15 protein-coding genes are annotated in these 18,602 nt (G+C 67.9%); 4 read left to right on the top strand and 11 right to left on the bottom strand.

Translation table 11 applies throughout. The annotated features are described in order from the left end of the window. Positions 1-445 precede the first annotated feature (445 nt). Positions 446-1,555: a 3-oxoacyl-ACP synthase III family protein gene (locus K9U15_RS12030; protein ID WP_123673358.1), complete on the top strand. Its 1,110-nt coding sequence runs from the start codon at positions 446-448 to the stop codon at positions 1,553-1,555. 126 nt (positions 1,556-1,681) lie between these two features. On the opposite strand, the gene K9U15_RS12025 is transcribed toward K9U15_RS12030, so the two are convergent. The 11 genes from K9U15_RS12025 to rlmD form a co-directional block, all read right to left on the bottom strand. Beyond that, the gene (locus K9U15_RS12025; protein ID WP_096227754.1) at positions 1,682-2,293 is read right to left on the bottom strand and encodes a biotin transporter BioY; all 612 of its coding nucleotides are present in this window, start codon (positions 2,291-2,293) and stop codon (positions 1,682-1,684) included. A gap of 258 nt (positions 2,294-2,551) precedes the next feature. Next, the gene (locus tag K9U15_RS12020) at positions 2,552-4,069 is read right to left on the bottom strand and encodes an MATE family efflux transporter (RefSeq protein WP_087189997.1); all 1,518 of its coding nucleotides are present in this window, start codon (positions 4,067-4,069) and stop codon (positions 2,552-2,554) included. Between the two features lie 143 nt (positions 4,070-4,212). Beyond that, complete coding sequence (locus tag K9U15_RS12015) at positions 4,213-5,025, bottom strand: biotin--[acetyl-CoA-carboxylase] ligase (RefSeq protein ID WP_123673360.1); 813 nt, start codon at positions 5,023-5,025, stop codon at positions 4,213-4,215. After that, positions 5,022-6,329 carry a dihydropteroate synthase gene (gene folP / locus K9U15_RS12010; protein WP_123673362.1) on the bottom strand — a complete coding sequence of 436 codons (1,308 nt, stop codon included), beginning with the start codon at positions 6,327-6,329 and terminating at the stop codon, positions 5,022-5,024. Before folP ends, K9U15_RS12015 begins: the two co-directional genes overlap by 4 nt. Then, positions 6,326-8,674, bottom strand: coding sequence for an ATP-dependent zinc metalloprotease FtsH (gene ftsH / locus K9U15_RS12005; RefSeq protein ID WP_123673364.1), 2,349 nt, complete (start codon positions 8,672-8,674; stop codon positions 6,326-6,328). Before ftsH ends, folP begins: the two co-directional genes overlap by 4 nt. A gap of 146 nt (positions 8,675-8,820) precedes the next feature. Beyond that, on the bottom strand, positions 8,821-9,390 hold the full coding sequence (gene hpt / locus K9U15_RS12000) for a hypoxanthine phosphoribosyltransferase (RefSeq protein WP_227115076.1): 570 nt from the start codon (positions 9,388-9,390) through the stop codon (positions 8,821-8,823). A gap of 215 nt (positions 9,391-9,605) precedes the next feature. Next, on the bottom strand, positions 9,606-10,295 hold the full coding sequence (locus tag K9U15_RS11995) for a nucleoside triphosphate pyrophosphatase (RefSeq protein WP_123673366.1): 690 nt from the start codon (positions 10,293-10,295) through the stop codon (positions 9,606-9,608). Between the two features lie 54 nt (positions 10,296-10,349). Then, positions 10,350-11,468 carry a tRNA lysidine(34) synthetase TilS gene (gene tilS / locus K9U15_RS11990; RefSeq protein WP_096227749.1) on the bottom strand — a complete coding sequence of 373 codons (1,119 nt, stop codon included), beginning with the start codon at positions 11,466-11,468 and terminating at the stop codon, positions 10,350-10,352. Between the two features lie 9 nt (positions 11,469-11,477). Next, on the bottom strand, positions 11,478-12,416 hold the full coding sequence (cysK, locus tag K9U15_RS11985) for a cysteine synthase A (RefSeq protein ID WP_096227748.1): 939 nt from the start codon (positions 12,414-12,416) through the stop codon (positions 11,478-11,480). Positions 12,417-12,589: 173 nt separating this feature from the next. Further along, a complete protein-coding gene (locus K9U15_RS11980; protein ID WP_096227747.1) occupies positions 12,590-15,205 on the bottom strand; it encodes a bifunctional diguanylate cyclase/phosphodiesterase in 2,616 nt (871 codons plus the stop codon). Position 15,206: 1 nt separating this feature from the next. Beyond that, the gene (gene rlmD, locus K9U15_RS11975; protein WP_301156195.1) at positions 15,207-16,547 is read right to left on the bottom strand and encodes a 23S rRNA (uracil(1939)-C(5))-methyltransferase RlmD; all 1,341 of its coding nucleotides are present in this window, start codon (positions 16,545-16,547) and stop codon (positions 15,207-15,209) included. A 90-nt stretch (positions 16,548-16,637) separates the two neighbouring features. On the opposite strand from rlmD, the gene K9U15_RS11970 reads away from it, so the two are divergent. The 3 genes from K9U15_RS11970 (at position 16,638) to K9U15_RS11960 (ending at position 18,598) form a co-directional block, all read left to right on the top strand. Beyond that, positions 16,638-17,414, top strand: a complete 777-nt coding sequence (locus tag K9U15_RS11970; RefSeq protein ID WP_096227745.1) for a dimethylarginine dimethylaminohydrolase family protein — start codon at positions 16,638-16,640, stop codon at positions 17,412-17,414. A 138-nt stretch (positions 17,415-17,552) separates the two neighbouring features. Further along, on the top strand, positions 17,553-17,921 hold the full coding sequence (locus K9U15_RS11965) for a phage holin family protein (protein WP_087190006.1): 369 nt from the start codon (positions 17,553-17,555) through the stop codon (positions 17,919-17,921). A gap of 188 nt (positions 17,922-18,109) precedes the next feature. Then, complete coding sequence (locus K9U15_RS11960; RefSeq protein ID WP_096227744.1) at positions 18,110-18,598, top strand: CidA/LrgA family protein; 489 nt, start codon at positions 18,110-18,112, stop codon at positions 18,596-18,598. The last annotated feature ends 4 nt before the right edge of the window (positions 18,599-18,602 follow it).

Below are 18,602 nucleotides of genomic sequence, written 5' to 3'. Positions count from 1 at the left end.
CAACAGCGAAGGAGAACGCTTCTATCAGAGAAATCCCAGGTGGGGTTACTTCACTGTCAAGCAAATTTTGCTGGAATATCCTACGGAGGCCAGAAAGGAGGGGCCCGTTGTAGAAAACCGGTGATTACTGTGCCATTCGATGCCGACTTCTCGATGTTCATCCGTCTATCTGCAAGCACGCATGCGGCAACCTGCAATAGAACGCAACGAGAACGTCATCCGCCCACTCCCAAGGGTAGCGGGCAGTTGGAAACCCTCGCAATGAGGCGCCGAGCATCCACTGCGCGAGGGGCTTCGTGCATTTTTTGGAGCCGCATGCTTTTCCTCAGTTGCAAGCCTATAATAGACAATTAGTTTGATTATCGAAGTATTGTCGACTCTTACGCGGAAGCCCGTTAGCAGTAGGTGGGGCAGGCGCATCTTGGTCGAAGGCAGGAGAAACATCGTGGGCAGTGCATTGGTGGGATTCGGCAAGGCGGCTCCGGCGCTTGAGGTGCAAAACGACGACCTGAAGGCGCTCGTCGACACGAACGACGAGTGGATCAGGACGCGCACCGGCATCGAGAGCAGGCACGTGGCCGTAGGAGAGTCGAACGCCGACCTGGCCGAGCAGGCGGCGCGCGAGGCACTGGGCTGGGTCGAAGGCGGCTTCGCCGAGCGGTGCCTCGAAGCGGGCGAGATCGACCTCGTGGTGTTCGCCACCATCACGCCGGACACGGTGGTGCCTTCGATGGCGGGCCTGCTGCGCCGCCGCCTGGGCCTCGAGAACGCCATCGCCTTCGACGTGAACGCCGCCTGCACGGGCTTCGTCTACGGCTTGACCGTGGCCGAGGCCCTGATGGCCGCGAGCGCGCCGAAAACTCCGGGCGCCGTCGGGCGCAACCCCGTGCGCCGCGCCCTCGTGGTGGGAGCCGAGCGCCTGACCCGCCTGACGAACTGGGCCGACCGCAACACGTGCGTGCTGTTCGGCGACGGCGCTGGCGCGGCCGTGCTCGAGTGGAGCGACGAGCGGACCGGCATCCTGGGCAGCTACATCGTGAACGAGGACGACGTGACGAACGCGCTGTCCTGCCCCGCGACGTACGACGCGCCCCAACCGTTCGACGCCGACGGCATCGCGCCGGCGGTCGCGGACACGGACGCGGCGGCCGCGCAGATCGCCGACGAGCTCGCCGTGCGCGAGGCCATCGAGGACGGCCGCCCGCGCCAGACCATCTACATGAACGGCCAGAAGGTGTTCAAGTTCGCCGCCGAGGCCATGACCGTCGCCGTCAACCAGGCGCTCGACCGCGCGGGCATCGCGCTGGACGAGGTGGCCTGCATCGTCCCCCACCAGGCCAACGAGCGCATCATCAAGTACGCCGCCAAGAAGCTCGACCGCCCGATGGACCTGTTCCAGCTCTCCATCGCCCACGCCGGCAACACCTCGGCCGCCAGCCTGCCCATGGCGCTGGCCGAGGCGTACACCGCCGGCCGCATCAAGCCCGGCGACAAGGTGGTGCTGGTGGCCTTCGGCGGCGGCTTCACCAGCGGCGCCGTGGTGTACGAGGCGTAGGCACACGCGCCCGGCGGCATCGCCTGATCCGCCAAACGCTCCTCAAACGCGAGATACCCCCGGCGCTCAAAGCTCCTCCTCGCTCGCCGACAGCTTCGCCGACGCTGTCGCAGGAGAATCGACCCCCTACCTCCGCGGCACGGCGCGCGTGACGGCGCGGGCGCAGGCAACGGCGGCGACGGCTTTCACCAGGTCGGGGATGGCGAAGGGGGCGATGGTTACGGCGAACGCGGCGGCAAGATCCACCCCTACCACCGCGGCGTACTGCACGCAGCCGCACGTGTACGTAACGATGATGAATACGAGGCAGGCAGCCAGGTCGACGGCCCACGCGCGCCCTCCTGCAAGCTTCTTGCCAGCTGCGCCGCCGCCAAGCGCGCGGCGCAGCGCCGCCCGCACAGCGAGCGCCACGGCCGCGGCCACCACATACCCCCACAGATAGCCCCCCGTGGGGCCCAGCAGCATGCCGATGCCGCCGCGCATGCCCGAGAACATCGGCAGCCCCACCGCGCCGAGCGCCAGGTAGCCCGCAATCGCCGCCAGGCACTCGCGCGGCGTGAGCGCGAGCAGGGCGAACATAAGCGCGAACATCTGCAGCGTGAGCATCACAGGGCCGAACGGTATGGCCACCCACGCCGAAACGCCCATGAGCGCGATCGTGAGCGCCACGAACGCGATCGAACGCGTACTCCCCCGCGTGCCCGCCGTCTTCTTTCCCTGCACCGCCCGCTCGTCCATGTGCGCTTCCTTCCTGCATGCGACTTGCTCGCCGCTTCCGTCAGACCGCGTCGCAGTATAGAAGAGCCCGCCGGTTCGCGTAAACCAGCGGACTCTTTCCAGGTTGACAATCGGGGTGACAACCGCGCGATACGCAGGATACCGGCCACACGGTCGGCTGCTCACCTGCCGGGCCAAACCGCGGCGCACAGTACCGTGGGACCGCACGCCGCGGCCAGCGCAACCGGCATCCGCCGGGCAAATCCCGACGGGCCCCTGCTAGAACTTCGCGGTGATCTCCCCGCGCTCCAGCTTCCGCAGGCGCTTCATCTCCACGATGATGAAGATGACGGTGACGAAGATGGACAGGAAGTCCGCCATGGGCGTGGCGAAGTACAGTGCGTCGAGCCCCGTGAACTGCGGCAAAATGTGCGGCAGGACCTCGGGCAGCGCGAACAGCAGCGGCACGAGGAACAGGATCTGGCGCGTGAGCGACAGCACGATGGACTTCGCGGGTTGGCCCGTGGCCTGGAAGTAGTTCGAACCGACGATCTGGAAGCCCACGAACGGCAGCATGAGCAGCTGCACCTTGAGCGCGAACACGGTGAAGTCAACCAGCCCGTCGTGCGTGATACCGAACGCCCCCACGATGAACTCGGGGAACAGGTGCACCACCAGCCACATGACCGTGCCGAGCACCGTAGCGCCGGCAATGCCGTACCACAGCGTCTTGCGCACGCGGTCGATGAGCTTCGCGCCGTAGTTGAAGCCGAGCAGCGGCTGGATGGCCACGGCCACGCCCACGAGCGGCAGCACGGTGAACATGGCCACGCGCTGCACCACGCCGATGGACGCCAACGCGTCGTCCGCTCCGATGGGGCTCAACGCGCCGTACTGGACCAGCAGGTGATTGATGACGAAGTTCACCACGGCCATGCCTGCCTGCACGGCGAAGCTGGCGAAGCCGAGCGACAGGATGGTGCCGATGACGCGCAGATGCGGCGCCATGTAGCGGAAGTGCAGCTTGAGCGGCACGTTGCGCGTGAACACGAAGTACCACAGCACCGCGGCGCACGACGCGGCCTGCCCGATGATGGTGGCTAGCGCGCTGCCCTCCACCCCCCAACCCAGCCGGAGAACGAACAGGTAGTTCAACGCCGTGGACACCACGAGGCCGATGAGCATGGTGACGAGCGCGCGGTTGGGCGCGCCGGCCGTGCGGATGAAGTTGTTCACGCCCATGCCGATGCACTGGAAGATGAAGCCGAAGCAGATGATCTGCAGGAACGCCCGCGCATAGGGGCGCACGTCGTCGGTGGCGCTCGAGAGCGTGAGCAGGCCGTCCAAGACAGCGGGGTTCAGCGCCGCGATGCCGACTATGGCCGACACCACCACGCTCAGCAGCACCGTGTTGCCCAAGCTGATCTCGGCGTCCACGCGCCGTCCCTCGCCCAGGCGCAGCGCCGCGAGCGCGTTGCCGCCGTTGCCGATGAGCATGGAGATGGCCATGAACACGATCATGATGGGGTTCGCCACGGTGGCCGCCGACAGGCCGATCTCGCCCATGGCCTGCCCGAGGAAGATGGAGTCCACCACGTTGTAGGCACCGTTCACCACCATGCCGAGGATGGCGGGAATGGCGAACTCGGTGATGAGGCGCGGGATGGATGCCGTGCCCATGCGGCTGACCTTGCTGTCGCGACCAGGATTCTTCGGGTCCTTGCCGAGGGGTGCGCCGGTGCTTTCTTCGTTGAGATCGAGGGGGAGTTTCGTCTTCGTCGCTGAGGATGCTGCCATGGCTCGAGATGCCTTTCTCATTTTTGCGGAACGAGATATTTTACTCGCGCGCACAGAGAAAGGAGAATACCTTGTCGACAGATACATAAAGCAACCACAGCAAAGCGCTGCCAAAGGCGCCTATTCGCCGACGGGCGGCTGATCTACACGAGATGCGCCTCGCCGGAGGCGACCGGCACGCACGATCCATCGGGCGCGCGAAGGACGAGGCGACCGAACGCGTCCACCGAGGCCACCGTCCCCTCGGCCACCGGCTCGCCCGCAAGGTTCACCATGCGCACGCTGCGCCCCGTGAGGCTGGCATGGGCGGCGTACTCGCCTGCAAGCGGCGCAAAGCCCTTGGCCTGCCAGGCACGGTACAGCGGCGCGTACGCGTGCAGGACCGCGGCGGCCACATCGTCGATGCCGCCCTCGAAGCCCAGCTCGGGTAGGTAGACGGGGACGTTCTTGCCGCCCACCGCGACATTGTCGGCAGGATCCGGCAGCTCCACGTTCACGCCGATGCCCACGCACACGCCGCCCGCATGAGCCTCGAGCGAGATACCGCACAGCTTGCGGAAGACGGGCTGTGCGGCCGCAGCGTCGAGAAGTTCCGGCGGCTGACAAGCCGCCGGAACCGAAAGAACCACCAGGTCGTTCGGCCACTTCACAAGCACACTTTCCGCGGCTTCGGCGGGGAGCAGCCCGGCCACCGCGCAGCGAACGGCCAGGGCGGTCACGAGGCTCAAGGTGGGGAGAAGGGCGGCGTCAACCGAGGGGCGCAGCAGCAGCGACAGGTACAGGCCGCCTTCGGGGCTCGCCCAGGCGCGACCCTGCCGGCCGTAGCCGCCCGTCTGCCGACGGGCGCGCAACGCCAGGCCCTCGGGCTCGCCAGCCTCCAACGCGCGCTTCACCTCGTCGTTCGTCGAGGTAACCTCGTCGAGCACGCGCAGGCGGAACGCGAGCGGCTCGCTCACAGCCGTGTGGCCTTCCCCACCGCCACGCGATCGCACGTCACAGGGGTGCCGTCGGCCAGCACATGGCTCGGCAGCAGCTCCAGCAGCGGCTGCACCACGAAGTCGCGCTCGAGGGCGCGCGGGTGCGGCAGCGTGAGCAGGTCGTTGTCCGTCACGTACAGCTGGTAGTCGATGATATCGATATCGCAGGTGCGCGGTCCGTTCTCTCTCTCGCGCACACGGCCCAGGCTGTTCTCGATGGCATGCAGGTAACCCAGCAACTCCTTGGGCGCGAGCCCCGTGCGCAGCAGCACGACGGCGTTCACGAACACGTCCTGGTCCAAGTAGTAGGCCGGCTCGCTCTCGTAGAAGCTGGAGATGTCAACGATCTGCGAGTCCGGCAGCGCGCACAGCTCGGTGACGGCCTGGTTCAGAAGCGCGATCTTGCCCTCGCGCTCCTCGCCCGGCTCGGCTACGAGCGGCACGTTGCAACCCAGGCCCAGCAGCGCGTAGGGGCGCAGGTCCTTGAGCGCCTTGGCCGTCTCGGCAACGTTGTGCGTGCGCACCACGTTCGCCCCCAGCTCGCAGGCCATGAGCGCCTCGGCAGCGGACGCCTGGTCGCGTTCGCGCGGCTCGTCGATACGGTACGCGTAGCCGATGTAGCTCTTGCGCGACAGCGCCGCCATCACCGGGTACCCAAGCCGTGCGAACTCTTGGAAGTTGCGCACGAGCTCGATGGTCTGCTTCGGCGTCTTGCCGAAGCCGGGTCCGGGATCGATGCAGATGCGGTCGTGCGCGATGCCCGCCGCCTCGAGCGCGGCCGCCCGGTCGCGCAGGTAGTCGCGCACGTCGTTCACCACGTCGCCGTACACGGGGTCGTCCTGCATGGTGGCCGGCTCTCCCTGCATGTGCATGACCACGAGCCCGGCGTCGCAGCCGCTCGCCGCGTCCACCATGGCCGGGTCGCGGAAGCCGGACACGTCGTTCACGATGGCCGCACCCGCCTCGACGGCCGCACGCGCCACCGCAGGTCGGCGCGTGTCGATGCTCACGCACATCCCGCGCTCGGCGAGCGCGCGCACCACGGGCAGCACGCGCTTCAGCTCCTCGTCCACGCCCACGGGCGCGGCTCCGGGCCGGGTGGACTCGCCGCCCACGTCCACGATGGCGGCCCCTTCCTCCACCATCCGCTCGGCGTGCGCGAGCGCGGCATCCACGTCCTCGTGCTCGCCGCCGTCGGAGAAGGAATCAGGGGTAACGTTCAAGATGCCCATGACGATGGGCATCTTGGTGTCGAACTCGAAATCAGCGCAGCGCCAGATCATTTACGCTCTCCGTCGCCTTTCTCATCGTCGGTGCGGTCGGCGGGCTTGCCGTCCTGCGGCGCGCCCTTGCCGTCGCCCATCATCTCGCGGAAGCCCTTCTCCATCTCGTCGAGGAAGCTCTTAGAGCCGTCGGCGGGCGCAGCAGGGGCCGTTGTGCCCGATACCTGCGCGCCGGCTGCAGCCCCATCATCCTCGTCCGAGGGCTCGCGGAACGGCGGGTTCGGATCCTGGTCGCCCGGCTCCACCGGCTCCTCTTTCCAGTTCGGGTCGGCCAGCTTGGCATCGCGCTCGCGCGCCGCCTGCTCCTCGGCCTCCTTGCGGGCGTTGATCTCTCCCTCGTGCTTCAGGTAGTCGTCCCACGTGTTGTCGAGCAGCGCCAGGCACGCCTCGCCCTCCACCGTCTCGCGCTCCAAGAGCACGCTGGCCATGAGGTCCATCTGCTCGCGATGGCTCACGAGGATCTCGTAGGCGCGGTCGTGCGCGTCCTTCATGATGCGGGCCACCTCGTCGTCGATGCGCTTGGCCGTCTCCTCAGAGTAGTCCTGCGTGTTGCCGTAGTCGCGGCCCAGGAACACCTCGTGGTTCGGCTGGCCGAACACCTGCGTGCCCAGCTCGGCGCTCATGCCGTACTGGGTGACGATGGCACGGGCCATCTTCGTGGCGCGCTCAAGGTCGTTGCTGGCGCCCGTGGTGATGTCGTCGCAGAAGATCTCCTCCGCCACGCGGCCGCCCATGAACACGGCCAGCTCGTCGCGCATCTCGCCGAGCGAGTTGAGCACCTTGTCCTCCTTGGGGATGGACAGCGTGTACCCCAGCGCGCGGCCGCGCGAGATGATGCTGATCTTGTGCACCGGGTCGGCATGCGGCAGCAGGTGCCCCACCAGGGCGTGGCCGCTCTCGTGGTAGGCGATGGTGTGCTTCGTCTGCTCGTCGAGCACGCGGCCCTTGCGCTCCGGGCCGGCAATGACGCGCTCCATGGACTCGCTCACCTCGCGCTGCGTGATGATCTTCTTGCCACGGCGCGCCGTGAGCAGCGCCGACTCGTTCATGAGGTTCGCCAGGTCGGCGCCCGTGAAGCCCGGCGTGAGCTTGGCCACCTTCGCCAGGTCCACGTCGCTGCCGATGGGCTTGTCCTTCGAGTGCACCTGCAAGATCTTCTCGCGGCCCTTCACGTCGGGCGCGTCCACCACAATCTGGCGGTCGAAGCGGCCGGGACGCAGCAGGGCGGGGTCCAGCACGTCGGCGCGGTTCGTGGCGGCGATGAGCACGACCGAATCGTTGCTCTCGAAGCCGTCCATCTCCACGAGCAGCTGGTTCAGCGTCTGCTCGCGCTCGTCGTGCCCGCCGCCCAGGCCCGTGCCGCGCTGGCGGCCCACCGCGTCGATCTCGTCGATGAAGATGATGGCGGGGCTGGCGTCCTTGGCCTGTTGGAACAGGTCGCGCACGCGGGAGGCGCCCACGCCCACGAACATCTCCACGAAGTCGGAACCCGAGATGCTGAAGAACGGCACGCCCGCCTCGCCGGCGACGGCGCGCGCGAGCAGCGTCTTGCCGGTGCCCGGAGGGCCCACCAGCAGGCAGCCGCGCGGGATCTTCGCGCCCATGGACTGGTACTTCGCCGGGTTCGCCAGGAAGTCCTTGATCTCCTGCATCTCCTCCACGGCCTCGTCCACACCGGCCACGTCGGAGAACTTCACGTCGGGACGCTCCTCGATGGACTTCTTCGTCTTGGCCTTGCCGAACGACATCTGCGAGTTGTTCGCCTTCTGCATGGAGTTGAAGAAGAAGAACAGCAGCGCGCCGATGGCGATGATGGGCAGCAGCGTGATGAGCAGGTCCATGAAGCCGGACGGCAGGTTCACCTGGTAGGGGATGTTCGGGTGCGCGGCCATGAGCTCGCCGAGCGAGTCCTGGCCCACGTAGGTGGACGTGAAGTTGTGCTCGTCGCCCAGCGTGGCCGCGTTGACGTCGGTGGTGCCCACGCCGCCCAGCGCCTTGCCGGTGTCGGGGTTCTTGAGCGTGGCCATGCGCGCGTTGAGCGCTTGGAACGCGTCGTTGAACGCGTTGGCTGCCGTCGAGCCGGCCGTGACGGCCGGGTAGTACGAGCCGGAAACGGTGTGGCCGCCGGCGTCGTACACGACCTTCGTCACGCGGTCCTGCTCCACGGCCTGCACGAATTCCGACGTGATGAGGCTGTCGGTCTGCGTGGTGCTGGACATGTTCATGAACTGCTGGCCCACGAAGAAGGCCACGATCAGGAACAGGACGACCGATATGATGGTCGTCCGCGGACTCGGCTGCTGGAATTGCGACTTCTTGTTGCTGTTCTTGTTATCCTGTGCCATGGAGCCTGACTTTCCTTCCCGAACGGTCGGCCGCGGCACCCGGTGCGGACTTCCCGTCCGCCGCCCGTTCGAGCCGCCGCCGCACGCTTACCTGGCGAACCGGCCGCCACCTGTCGGTGCGCCGCCCGTCCGCCGCGGGTACGTCGTTATTGGTAGATCTCCGGCTTCAAGATGCCGATGCAGGGCAGGTTGCGGTAGCGCTCCGCAAAGTCCAGCCCGTAGCCGACGATGAAATCGTCGGGGCACTCGAAGCCGAGGTATTTGCAGTCGATCTTCGCCTGCGCGGGCGTCTTCTTTCGCAGCAGCGTGGCCACCTCGAGGGAGGCCGGATGACGCGACGACAGGTTTTTAAGCAGGTACGTCAAGGTAAGGCCGGAGTCGAGGATGTCCTCGGCCACGATCACATGGCGCCCTTCGATCTCGGACGTGAGGTCTTTCAGGATGCGCACGACGCCGGAGCTCTTCGCCCCGTTGCCGTACGACGAGACGGCCAGGTAGTCCATCTCCACCGGCAGCTCGATCTTGCGGGCCAAATCCGCCATGAAGATGGCCGCCCCGCGCAGCACGGAGATGAGGACGATGCCGCCCTCGTCCGCGGTGCAGGCGTAATCGCGCGTGATGGCGCGGCCGATCTCGGCCACGCGCGCGGCGATCTCATCTTCGGTGAACAGCACCTCGGCCAGGTCGTTCTGCACAGCTCGCATCCTCTTCGTCATATCCGCGCTCCGCCGTCCCACGCTCCGCGCCGAAGCGCGATACGTGAGCGGGGGCGTCACGCTTACCTTGAGATTCGGTTAGTGTACCATTGCGTTCTTCATAAAAGGAGACGAGACGGTAACGCCGGGCCAAGGGCCACGATTTTTACATTTCGCCGCGGGAGCAGGGCGTATAGGTTGAAAAAACAAGGGGTTTCGTTTTCGTCAGCCAGCCGTCAGCGCGCGGCGAACAGGTCCGGGAACTCGTCCAGCAGGCGGCCGACGGGCAGGCCGATAACCGAGTCCAAGGAGCCGTCGACGCGCTCCACAAGGCTCGCCCCCTCCCCTTGCACGGCGTAGGCGCCTGCCTTGTCGAACGACTCGCCCTTCCGCAGGTAGTCGGCGATCTTCTCGTCGGTGAGACAGCGGAACGTGACGGCGGAACGGTCAACGAACGTGCGGAAGCCCACGGAGATGTCCTCGATCGCAGGAGCGGCCACCATCCACAGCGACACGGCCGTGATCACCTCGTGGGTGCGCCCGGACAGGCGGCGCAGCATGCGCTTGGCATCCGAGAGGCTTACGGGCTTTCCGAATATCTCGCCGTCGAGCACGACCATGGTGTCGGCTCCCAGCACGGCCGCCATGCCCAGGTAGTTCTCCGACAGCACCTCCTGCACCACGGCGCCGGCCTTGCGCTCGGCCAGCTTCTTCGCCGCCTCGGGCGGGTCGGCCAAAAGGTCGGGCTCCAGGGTCTCGTCGACCTCGGACACGCGCACGGAGAATGCGATGCCGGCGTCCTCCAACAGCTGCTTGCGCCGCGGCGAGCCGCTGGCCAGGATGATGTCGGGGACGGGCTCCCCGCCGGAAGCGGCGGCCTCCGCGCCGCACGCGGCCGCCTCGTGGGTGTTCTGTTCGTTATCCATGCCCGGTATTGTAACGCAAGGCCGGGTGCAGAGGGGCGCGAACCCGTCTTTCCGTCACCCTCGCTTGCGGCGTGCGCGGAACGCGGCCATGGGCTCGACGCGCACGCCGCGCTTGTTGGCGCTGACGGCCAGGTCTCCCTGGATGTTCGCCACGTAGCCGCCGCGGGGAGCGCCGGCGCCGTCGTAGGCGGCCAGCACGGCCTCGACCGACGCCGCCTCCACGCGCGCCTCGGCGCCCAGCACGAGGCCCAGCACGCGCAGGACGGCGCGGCGCTGCAGCGGGCGCGGCTCGGCGCCCAGCGCGGGGGCCAGCACGCAGCCGGCGCCATGGTCGATTCCCAGGGCCTCCGACTGCTCGATCCACGCCGCATGGCGGTTCGCAAGCGCCTCGGCCTGCGCCTCCAGCATGTCGTCCTCGTCGGCGATGAGGTTCATGCTGCGGCACAGAACGTCGAGCAGCTGCGGGTTGCGCTCCTTGGCCCGGGGCACGATCTCGTGGCGCACGTAGGCGCGGAACCGGTCCGTGTGGGCGTTCGTGGCATCCTCGCGCCAGAGGCTCCCCTCCGCATCCACGGCCACCGGCTCTTCCGCCCGCTCCCGTTCGACCAGGTAAGCTCGCAGATCGTTCCGGCTCGCATCCAGCAGCGGGCGCACGACCGGCCCGTTGCGGTACCGCATGGCGCGGAAGCCGCCCGGCCCCGTGCCCACGATGGAGCGCATGTAGAAGCTCTCCACCCGGTCATCGGCCGTATGGGCCGTGACGATGCGGCCGTCGACCAGCGGCGCGGCCGCATGGCGGCACAGGCTCTCCAGCGCCTCGTTCGCCGCCAAGTAGCGCTCGCGGCGTGCCACGGCCTCCACGTTCTCGCCCGTGAGCTCGGCCTCGCGCGCGATGTCGATCTCGCACGAGAACAGAGGGATGTCCAGCAGCTTGGCCAGCTGCGCCACGAAGCGCGCGTCGGCATCGGCGGCTTCGCCGCGCAGCCGGTGGTTCACGTGCAGCATGGCCAGCGGTCCCAGCTCCCCGGCCTCGTGCAACTCGGCGGCCAGGTACGCGAGCGCCGTGGAGTCCGACCCGCCCGACACCATGAGCAGCGCCGGCGTGTCCGGACCGGCGAGGACGCGCTCGGCAAGGGTGGACCGCATGCGGTCGATGGCGGTTGGCGCGGACATGGGGGCTCCTTACGCGAACAGCGGGGTGGACAGGTAGCGCTCGCCCGTATCCACCGCGAACGTGACCACGGTCGCGCCGCGCGCCTCAGGGCGCTCGGCCGCGAGCCTCAGCACGGCGGCGGCGTTCGCGCCCGACGAGATGCCCACGAGCAGGCCCTCGCGGGACGCCAGGTCGCGCGCGGCGGCCAGCGCGTCGTCGACCGAGACTGCCAGCGCGCCGTCCAACGCGTCCAAATCGAGCGTGGCGGGGATGAAGTTCGCGCCGATGCCCTGAATGCCGTGGGACGCGGGCGCCAGCTCCTCGCCGGCCAGCGCTTGCGACACGAGCGGGCTCTCCGCCGGCTCCACGGCGTAGAACTTCGTGGGAGCGCCCTGCGCGCGCAGGTAGTGCGCCACGCCCGACAGCGTGCCGCCGGTGCCCACGCCGGCCACCACGTAGTCGGGGAAGCCGCCCAGCTGCCGCACGATCTCGGGCCCGGTGGTCTCCTCGTGGGCGCGGGGGTTGTCCGGGTTCGTGAACTGGCCGACGATCCATGCGCCCGGCACCTCGCGCGCTATCTCCTCGGCGCGCGCCACGGCGCCGGCCATGCCCGCCGCCGCCGGCGTGAGCTCCAGCCGCGCCCCGTAGGCCGCCATGAGCGCGCGCCGCTCGCGGCTCATGGACTCGGGCATGGCGATGACCACCTCGTAGCCGCGCGCGGCGCCGATCATGGCCACGGCCACGCCGGTGTTCCCGCTCGTGGGCTCCACGAGCACCGTGCGGCCCGGCGCGATCTCGCCCCGCTCCTCGGCGCGGTCGATCATCGAGCGGGCCGCGCGGTCCTTGATAGACGCGCCGGGGTTCGCCGCCTCGTACTTGGCGAGCACGCGAAGGCCCGTCTCCTGCGAGAGCGCGTCCAGCAGCACGAGCGGGGTCTCGCCGATGAGCTCTGAAATATGGTCTGCCATGTCTATCTCCTAGTGTTTTGCTGGGTTTTAGGAAATCGTACCACGCCGGCCGCGGAAAGAAGGACGCCGCCACGGAATCTTCGCGATCCGCCCGCCCGGTCGCTGCTGCGGGAAAGAGCCCGCAGGCCGCCGCCGGCAAAACGGCGTCTGCCGCGCCCTCGCGCGCCCGAAGCCTACTCCTTCCCCAGGAACTTCCGCTCGAACTCGTCCGGAGGGCAGGGACGGCCGAACAGGAAGCCCTGGATGCTGTCCAGGCCCATGCCGCTCACGGCCTCGTACTCCTCCGGCACCTCCACGCCCTCCAGGCACACGCGGATGCCCACGTCATGGCACAGCTCCACCACGAACCGGATGAACGTGGCGTCGAACGTGCTGTCGCGGATGTCGCGCACGAACGTGCGGTCGATCTTCACGATGTCGGCCGGCGACTGCTTCAGCATGCCCAGCGCCGCATAGCCCGTGCCGAAGTCGTCCATGGCGATGCGCACGCCCAGCGCCCGCACGCCGGCGAACAGCTTCTGAGCCGCCTCGCTGCTGCTGGCGAAGCAGCTCTCGGTCATCTCCACCACCAGGTTCGCCGGCGGCAGGCCCGTGGTCGCCAGCGCCTCGGCGATGCTCGGCACGAGCTTGGCCTCGTCGAGCTGGCGGTACGACAGGTTCACGCTCATGACGAAGTCGGGGTTCCAGGCGCGCCACCGCGCGGCCGTCTCCATGGCGCGGCGCAGCACCCAGGCGCCGAACGGCACGATGAGGCCGCTCTCCTCCAGCAGCGGGATGAACTCCAACGGCGGCACCTCCCCGCAGGCGTCGCAACTCCAGCGTGCCAGCGCCTCGGCGCCGATCACGCGCCCGTCCGCGGCGTTTACCTGCGGTTGGAACACCAGCCGGAAGCCCTCGAAATCGTGCTCGATGCTGTCGCGCAGGCGCTCCACCAGCTCCAGCGTGCGCGAGCGCTCCGCCAGGATGCTGGGCGAGAACGGCACGCGGCGCTTCTTGCCGTGCGCCTTGGCGTACTCCAACGCGTAGTTCGCGAACTTCACCAGGTCCTCGTAGGTTTCCGCATCCGCCGGGTACTGGGCGCAGCCGGCCGAGAGCGTGCAGTAGAACTTCTTGCCCTCGTGCGTCTGCTGGCGGCGGAAGGACTGGTGCAGCGCCTGGTACACGTCGGGCAGCGTGGCGGCGTCGTCGCCGCGCGCCACAACCGCGAACTCGTCGCCGTCCAAGCGGTACACATACGCACGCCCTACGAGCGCGCTCTGGATGCGATGCGCGATGATGCGGATGACGTCGTCGCCGAAGCCGCGGTCGTAACGGTCGTTGATGTGGCGCAAATCGTCGATCCCCAGCACCATGAGGCCCAGCCGCTCGTCAGGGCGCGCCTCCAAGGCGCGGCGCACCACGTCCTCGAATTCGAATTTGTTGAACAGCCCGGTGAGGTGGTCCACCTTGTTCTTCTTCTCCAGGTTGGTGATGAAGCCCGCGAACAGGCTGGGCTCGCCGTCGCCGTCGTGCATGAGCATGCCGCGGCAGCGCAGCCACACGTACTCGCCCGCACGGTTGAGGGCCCGGTACTCCACGCAGTGCCGCGTCGTGCGCCCGTCGACGATGTCCTGGTTGGACTCGAGGAATGCCTGGCGGTCATCGGGATGCACGTGCGAGCCCCATACGGCCGCCGCATCGGCCACCACCTGCGCCGGCAGGCCGAACTCCTCCACCATGGCCTGCGGGTAGCGGAACACGCCCGTCTTCATGTTGCATACGTAGAGGTAGTCGTCGGTGCTGTCCACCAGGGCGTCGTACAGCAAGTCCACATCGAACGCGAACGCGCCCACGTCCTCGTCGGTCAGGACGCTGTTGCGCTCCAGCGCCTCCTGCGCACGCGCCTCGCTGCGCCCGATGTGCAGGCGGCGCTTCTGCTCGTACATGCGCTCGTCGGCCATGGTGAGCACCTCGTTGACCTCGGCGACGTCGCTCCCCTGCACCTCCACGATGCCGAAGCAGAAGCCCGTCTCCCTTAGATCGCCCTTCACGCGGCCCGAGAGCAGGTCGTCGGCACGCTCCATCTTGCCGCGCGCCTCGGCGGCATCGCCCTCCACCACGCAGACGAACTCGTCGCCCGAGAGGCGGAAGGCGAACTCTTCGCCCGAGAGCTGGCTGCGCGCCGCGTCGGCCGCAGCCCGCAGCACCACGTCGCCCTCGGCATGTCCGAACCGGTCGTTGATCTCCTTAAGACGGTTGATGTCGAACAGGCACACGCTGAACACGTCGCCCTCGTCGCGCTCGCGGTCCATGCGCGCCTGCAGGCGGCCCTTGCCGACGCGCCGCGTGAGCAGCTCGGTAAGCTCGTCGATACTGGCCGTCTTCACGTCGGTGATGTCCACGGACTGCTGCAGGTGCACGAGCGAGCCGTCGAACCAGCGGATGAGGCTGTCGCAGTTGCGGTACACGCGGCCGGTTTTCGAGCTCGTCTCCTCCCATTCCACCAAACGGCCAGGCTCGGCGGCCTCGAGCTTGTCCACCGGGCAGAACGGGCAGCGGCGGTCCAGGTTGCGCTGCAGCGTCTGCCAGCACAGCGTGCCCTCGGGCCGGTCCAGCCCGTAGTCCTCCCTCATGTAGCGGTTCATGTAGAGGATCTTGTCGGTGGCGGGGTCGGTGACGTACACGTTGGCGCGCATGCCGTCGAGGATCGTGTCGAGCGCGAACCGGTAGGCGTCGGCCCTTTCCCCGCCTGCGCGCCCGGCGCCCGCGGACGCCCCGTCCCAACCGCCCGCCTTCGCCTGCTCGTCCATGCTATCGCCCTCCTTCGCGCTCCAGCAGCGCGATCGTCTCGATGTGGTCCGTGTGGGGGAACATGTCCACCGGCTGCAGCGTGCGCAGGCGGTAGCCGCGGCGCTCCAGCTGCCGCACGTCGCGCGCCTGCGTCTCCGGGTTGCAGGAGATGTACACCACGCGCGCGGGCGCGCACCCAGCCAACGATTCCAGGAACTCCTCGCTCGAGCCCGCGCGCGGCGGATCCATGAGCACCACGTCCACTTGCTCGCCATCGGCGGCGGCTTCGCGCATGAAAGCGCCCGCGTCGCCCACGACGAACCGGGCGTTCTCCACGCCGTTGTGCCGCGCGTTCTCGCGCGCGTCGCGGATGGCCGAAGCCACGGAGTCCACGCCCACCACCCGAGCCGCCCCGTGCTTGGCGGCCACGAGGCCGATGGTGCCCGTGCCGCAGTACGCGTCCACCACGCGCTCGGCGCCGGCAAGGTGCGCCAACTCCACGGCCTGCCGGTACAGCACCTCGGTCTGCACGGCGTTCACCTGGTAGAACGACTGCGACGAGATACGGAAGCTCAAGCCGCACAGCTGGTCCAGGATGAACCCGGGCCCGTACAGCACCTGCTCGCGCTCGCCCAGGATCACGTTCGTCTGGCGCTCGTTCACGTTCTGCACGATGGTGGTGATGCCGGCGCAGCGCTTAACCAGCTCGCGGCAGAACGCGCGCGAGCCGGGGAACTCCCGGCCGTTCGTCACCAGCGTCACCAGCATCTCGCCGCTCGTATGCCCCACGCGCACCACGGCGTGGCGCAGAAAGCCGCTGTGCGCATCCTCGCGGTAGGGCTCGATGCCGAAGCGGGGCATGAGGGAACGGATGGCCAGGATAATCTGCTTGGCCTGCTCGTTCTCCACGAGGCACCCATCGGTCGGCACGATGCGGTGGGAGTGGGCGGCGTACATGCCGCAGAGTATCTCATGGCGCGCCCGGCCCGCCGTGCGGCGGCCGCGCGCCTCGCGGGCACGGTCGCCGCGCGAGCCCTTGCCCTTCTCGGCCCTTCCACCCGGCGCGGCACCCGGCAGCTTCTTGCCCGGCGCATACGGCGAGACCACCTTGTTGCGGTAGCGGAACGGGTCGTCCATGCCCAAGATAGGCCGCAGCTCGGCGCCCTCGAAGCCGCCGAACAGCTCGGCCACGCGCGCATCCTTGCGCGCGAGCTGGGCCGCATAGGGCTCGTTCACGTGCTGGCAGGCGCCGCACGTTTGGGCATGGGGGCAGACGGGCGTCCCTGCGCCGACGCCCTCGGAGCCCTTCCGAGGGCGGTCGGGACCGTGGAGGGCGTGCGCGTCTTGCAACCGTTTCGTCATTTTCGAACCCGTCTATCGTCATCGCGGAAAGCTACACTATAGTATACGCATCGAAACGCATACCCGTACCGCGCAACTGAAGGAGCACACATGACCAAGTTCACCAACGTTATCGTCCGCCGCCCGGCCAAGAGCATGGTGGAGGGCATCACGTCGGCACCCGAGCTGGGCAAGCCGGACTACGAGCTGGCATGCAAGCAGCATGACGACTACATCGCGGCCCTGAAGGACTGCGGCGTGGAAGTGACGGTGCTGCCTGCGCTCGAGCAGTTCCCCGACTCCTGCTTCGTGGAGGACCCGGCCGTCATCACGCGCTGCGGCGCCATCATCACGAACCCAGGCGCGGCCAGCCGCAACGGCGAGAAGGACGAGATAGAGCCCGCCGTGCGCCAGTTCTTCGACGACAGCCGCGTGAAGCACATCGAAAGCCCCGGCACGCTCGACGGCGGCGACGTGATGATGGTGGGCGACCACTTCTACGTGGGGCGCTCCGCCCGCACGAACGAGGAGGGCATACGCCAGTTCTTCGAGATCCTGGAGGGCTGGGGCCTCGAGGGCTCCGAGGTGCCGCTGGAGCACGTGCTGCACCTGAAGACCGGCGTGAACTACCTGGAGGACGGCAACATGCTGGTGTCCGGCGAGTTCGTGACCAAGCCGGACTTCGAGCAGTACCACCGCATCGAGATCCCCGAGGACGAGGCCTATGCCGCCAACTGCATCTGGGTTAACGGCACCGTCATAGTGCCCGAGGGCTACCCCACCGTGTTGAAGGCCGTGCAAGACGCCGGCTACGAGACCATCACCGTGGACACGAGCGAGTACCGCAAGCTCGACGGGGGCTTGAGCTGCCTGAGCCTGCGCTTCTAACCCCGCAGGGAATCCAGGGCGGCGGTCGAGGACGTCCCCAAGAAGCCGCGCGTAACGGTTTCCCCACTGTTTCGCGCGGCTTCGTTTTTCGCGCCTATAGTGCAATCCGTATGCAACCATCAAGAAAGAGGACCCGCCATGAACTTCATCATCCGCTGGCTCGTCACCGCCGTCGCCGTGGGCGTGGCCGTGTGGCTCGTTCCGGGCATGGAGATCCTCGGCGGCACGGACGCTTGGGTGGGCATCGCCATCTTCGGCCTGATCCTGTCGCTCGTCAACATCAGCATCAAGCCCATCATGCAGGTGCTGAGCTTGCCCATCAGCGTGATCACGCTCGGCATCTTCTACCTCGTGGTGAACACGCTCATGCTCTACATCGCCGCGTGGCTGGCGAACGGGATCTTCCAGGTGGGGCTCGTTATCGACTCGTTCGGCAGCGCGTTCGTGGCCTCCATCGTTATCAGCATCGTATCGGCCCTGGTGAATGCGTTGGTTGGCAAGGACTAGCGCAGGAACGCCATCGGATCGCGTGCGGCATCGCCGGGTTTCGGCGGTGTCGCTTTCGTTTTACGTGGATTCTGGGCGCCTGCCGCGCATATATTTTTGCGCAGCCGTACAATAAGCACGGAAAAACGAGCGGGACATGCGGGGCGGGGCGCCGCATGCAACCCGCCTACTGGTGAGGAATCCGTGTCATGGAACAGCTGAACGACGCCGTATCGGGCGTCTCCGGGTGCGCTTGCGCACCCTCTCCCAACGATGCCTCGTGGCGCGCGAGGGCCGGGCGCGCCGGCAAGCGGGGCGCACGGTTCGCGGCGCAGCTCGCCGTCGTGGTGGCTGTGTACGCCGCCGGTTGCGCGCTCGCGTCGGCGCTCCCCATCCACCTGCCGGGCAACATCGTGGGCATGGTGCTCTTGCTCGTGCTTCTGGGGACGGGCCTGCTGAAAGCACGGCACGTGGGCGATGCCTGCGACTGCCTGCTGGACAACATGTCGCTGTTCTTCATCCCCGCCGGTGTGGCCATCTTAGGGTGCGTGTCGCTGCTGGAGGGCAATGCGGCGAAGTTCGCGCTCGTCTGCGTGGTGACCACGGTGCTCGTGTTTCTGGCAACAGCGTACACGGTGATGCTCGTATCGCGCTTGATGGCGAAGCGCGACGCTCGCACGGCCGACGAGGAGGCGTAGGCGG

The sequence above is a fragment of the Gordonibacter sp. RACS_AR68 genome, assembly GCF_030418485.1.
GTDB lineage: Bacteria > Actinomycetota > Coriobacteriia > Coriobacteriales > Eggerthellaceae > Gordonibacter > Gordonibacter urolithinfaciens.
Note: the sequence above shows the minus strand (reverse complement) of the source record. Positions and strands in the feature narration are given on the sequence as shown.

Bases quoted from the DNA above. Each gene is read 5' to 3' on its own strand.
- tilS (WP_096227749.1), bottom strand. From the start codon at position 11,468: ATGTCCGCGCCAACCGCCATCGACCGCATGCGGTCCACCCTTGCCGAG.
- K9U15_RS11960 (WP_096227744.1), top strand. From the start codon at position 18,110: ATGGAACAGCTGAACGACGCCGTATCGGGCGTCTCCGGGTGCGCTTGC.
- hpt (WP_227115076.1), bottom strand. From the start codon at position 9,390: ATGACGAAGAGGATGCGAGCTGTGCAGAACGACCTGGCCGAGGTGCTG.
- K9U15_RS11995 (WP_123673366.1), bottom strand. From the start codon at position 10,295: ATGGATAACGAACAGAACACCCACGAGGCGGCCGCGTGCGGCGCGGAG.
- K9U15_RS11965 (WP_087190006.1), top strand. From the start codon at position 17,553: ATGAACTTCATCATCCGCTGGCTCGTCACCGCCGTCGCCGTGGGCGTG.
- K9U15_RS11980 (WP_096227747.1), bottom strand. From the start codon at position 15,205: ATGGACGAGCAGGCGAAGGCGGGCGGTTGGGACGGGGCGTCCGCGGGC.
- ftsH (WP_123673364.1), bottom strand. From the start codon at position 8,674: ATGGCACAGGATAACAAGAACAGCAACAAGAAGTCGCAATTCCAGCAG.
- cysK (WP_096227748.1), bottom strand. From the start codon at position 12,416: ATGGCAGACCATATTTCAGAGCTCATCGGCGAGACCCCGCTCGTGCTG.
- K9U15_RS12025 (WP_096227754.1), bottom strand. From the start codon at position 2,293: ATGGACGAGCGGGCGGTGCAGGGAAAGAAGACGGCGGGCACGCGGGGG.
- K9U15_RS11970 (WP_096227745.1), top strand. From the start codon at position 16,638: ATGACCAAGTTCACCAACGTTATCGTCCGCCGCCCGGCCAAGAGCATG.
- rlmD (WP_301156195.1), bottom strand. From the start codon at position 16,547: ATGACGAAACGGTTGCAAGACGCGCACGCCCTCCACGGTCCCGACCGC.
- K9U15_RS12020 (WP_087189997.1), bottom strand. From the start codon at position 4,069: ATGGCAGCATCCTCAGCGACGAAGACGAAACTCCCCCTCGATCTCAAC.
- folP (WP_123673362.1), bottom strand. From the start codon at position 6,329: ATGATCTGGCGCTGCGCTGATTTCGAGTTCGACACCAAGATGCCCATC.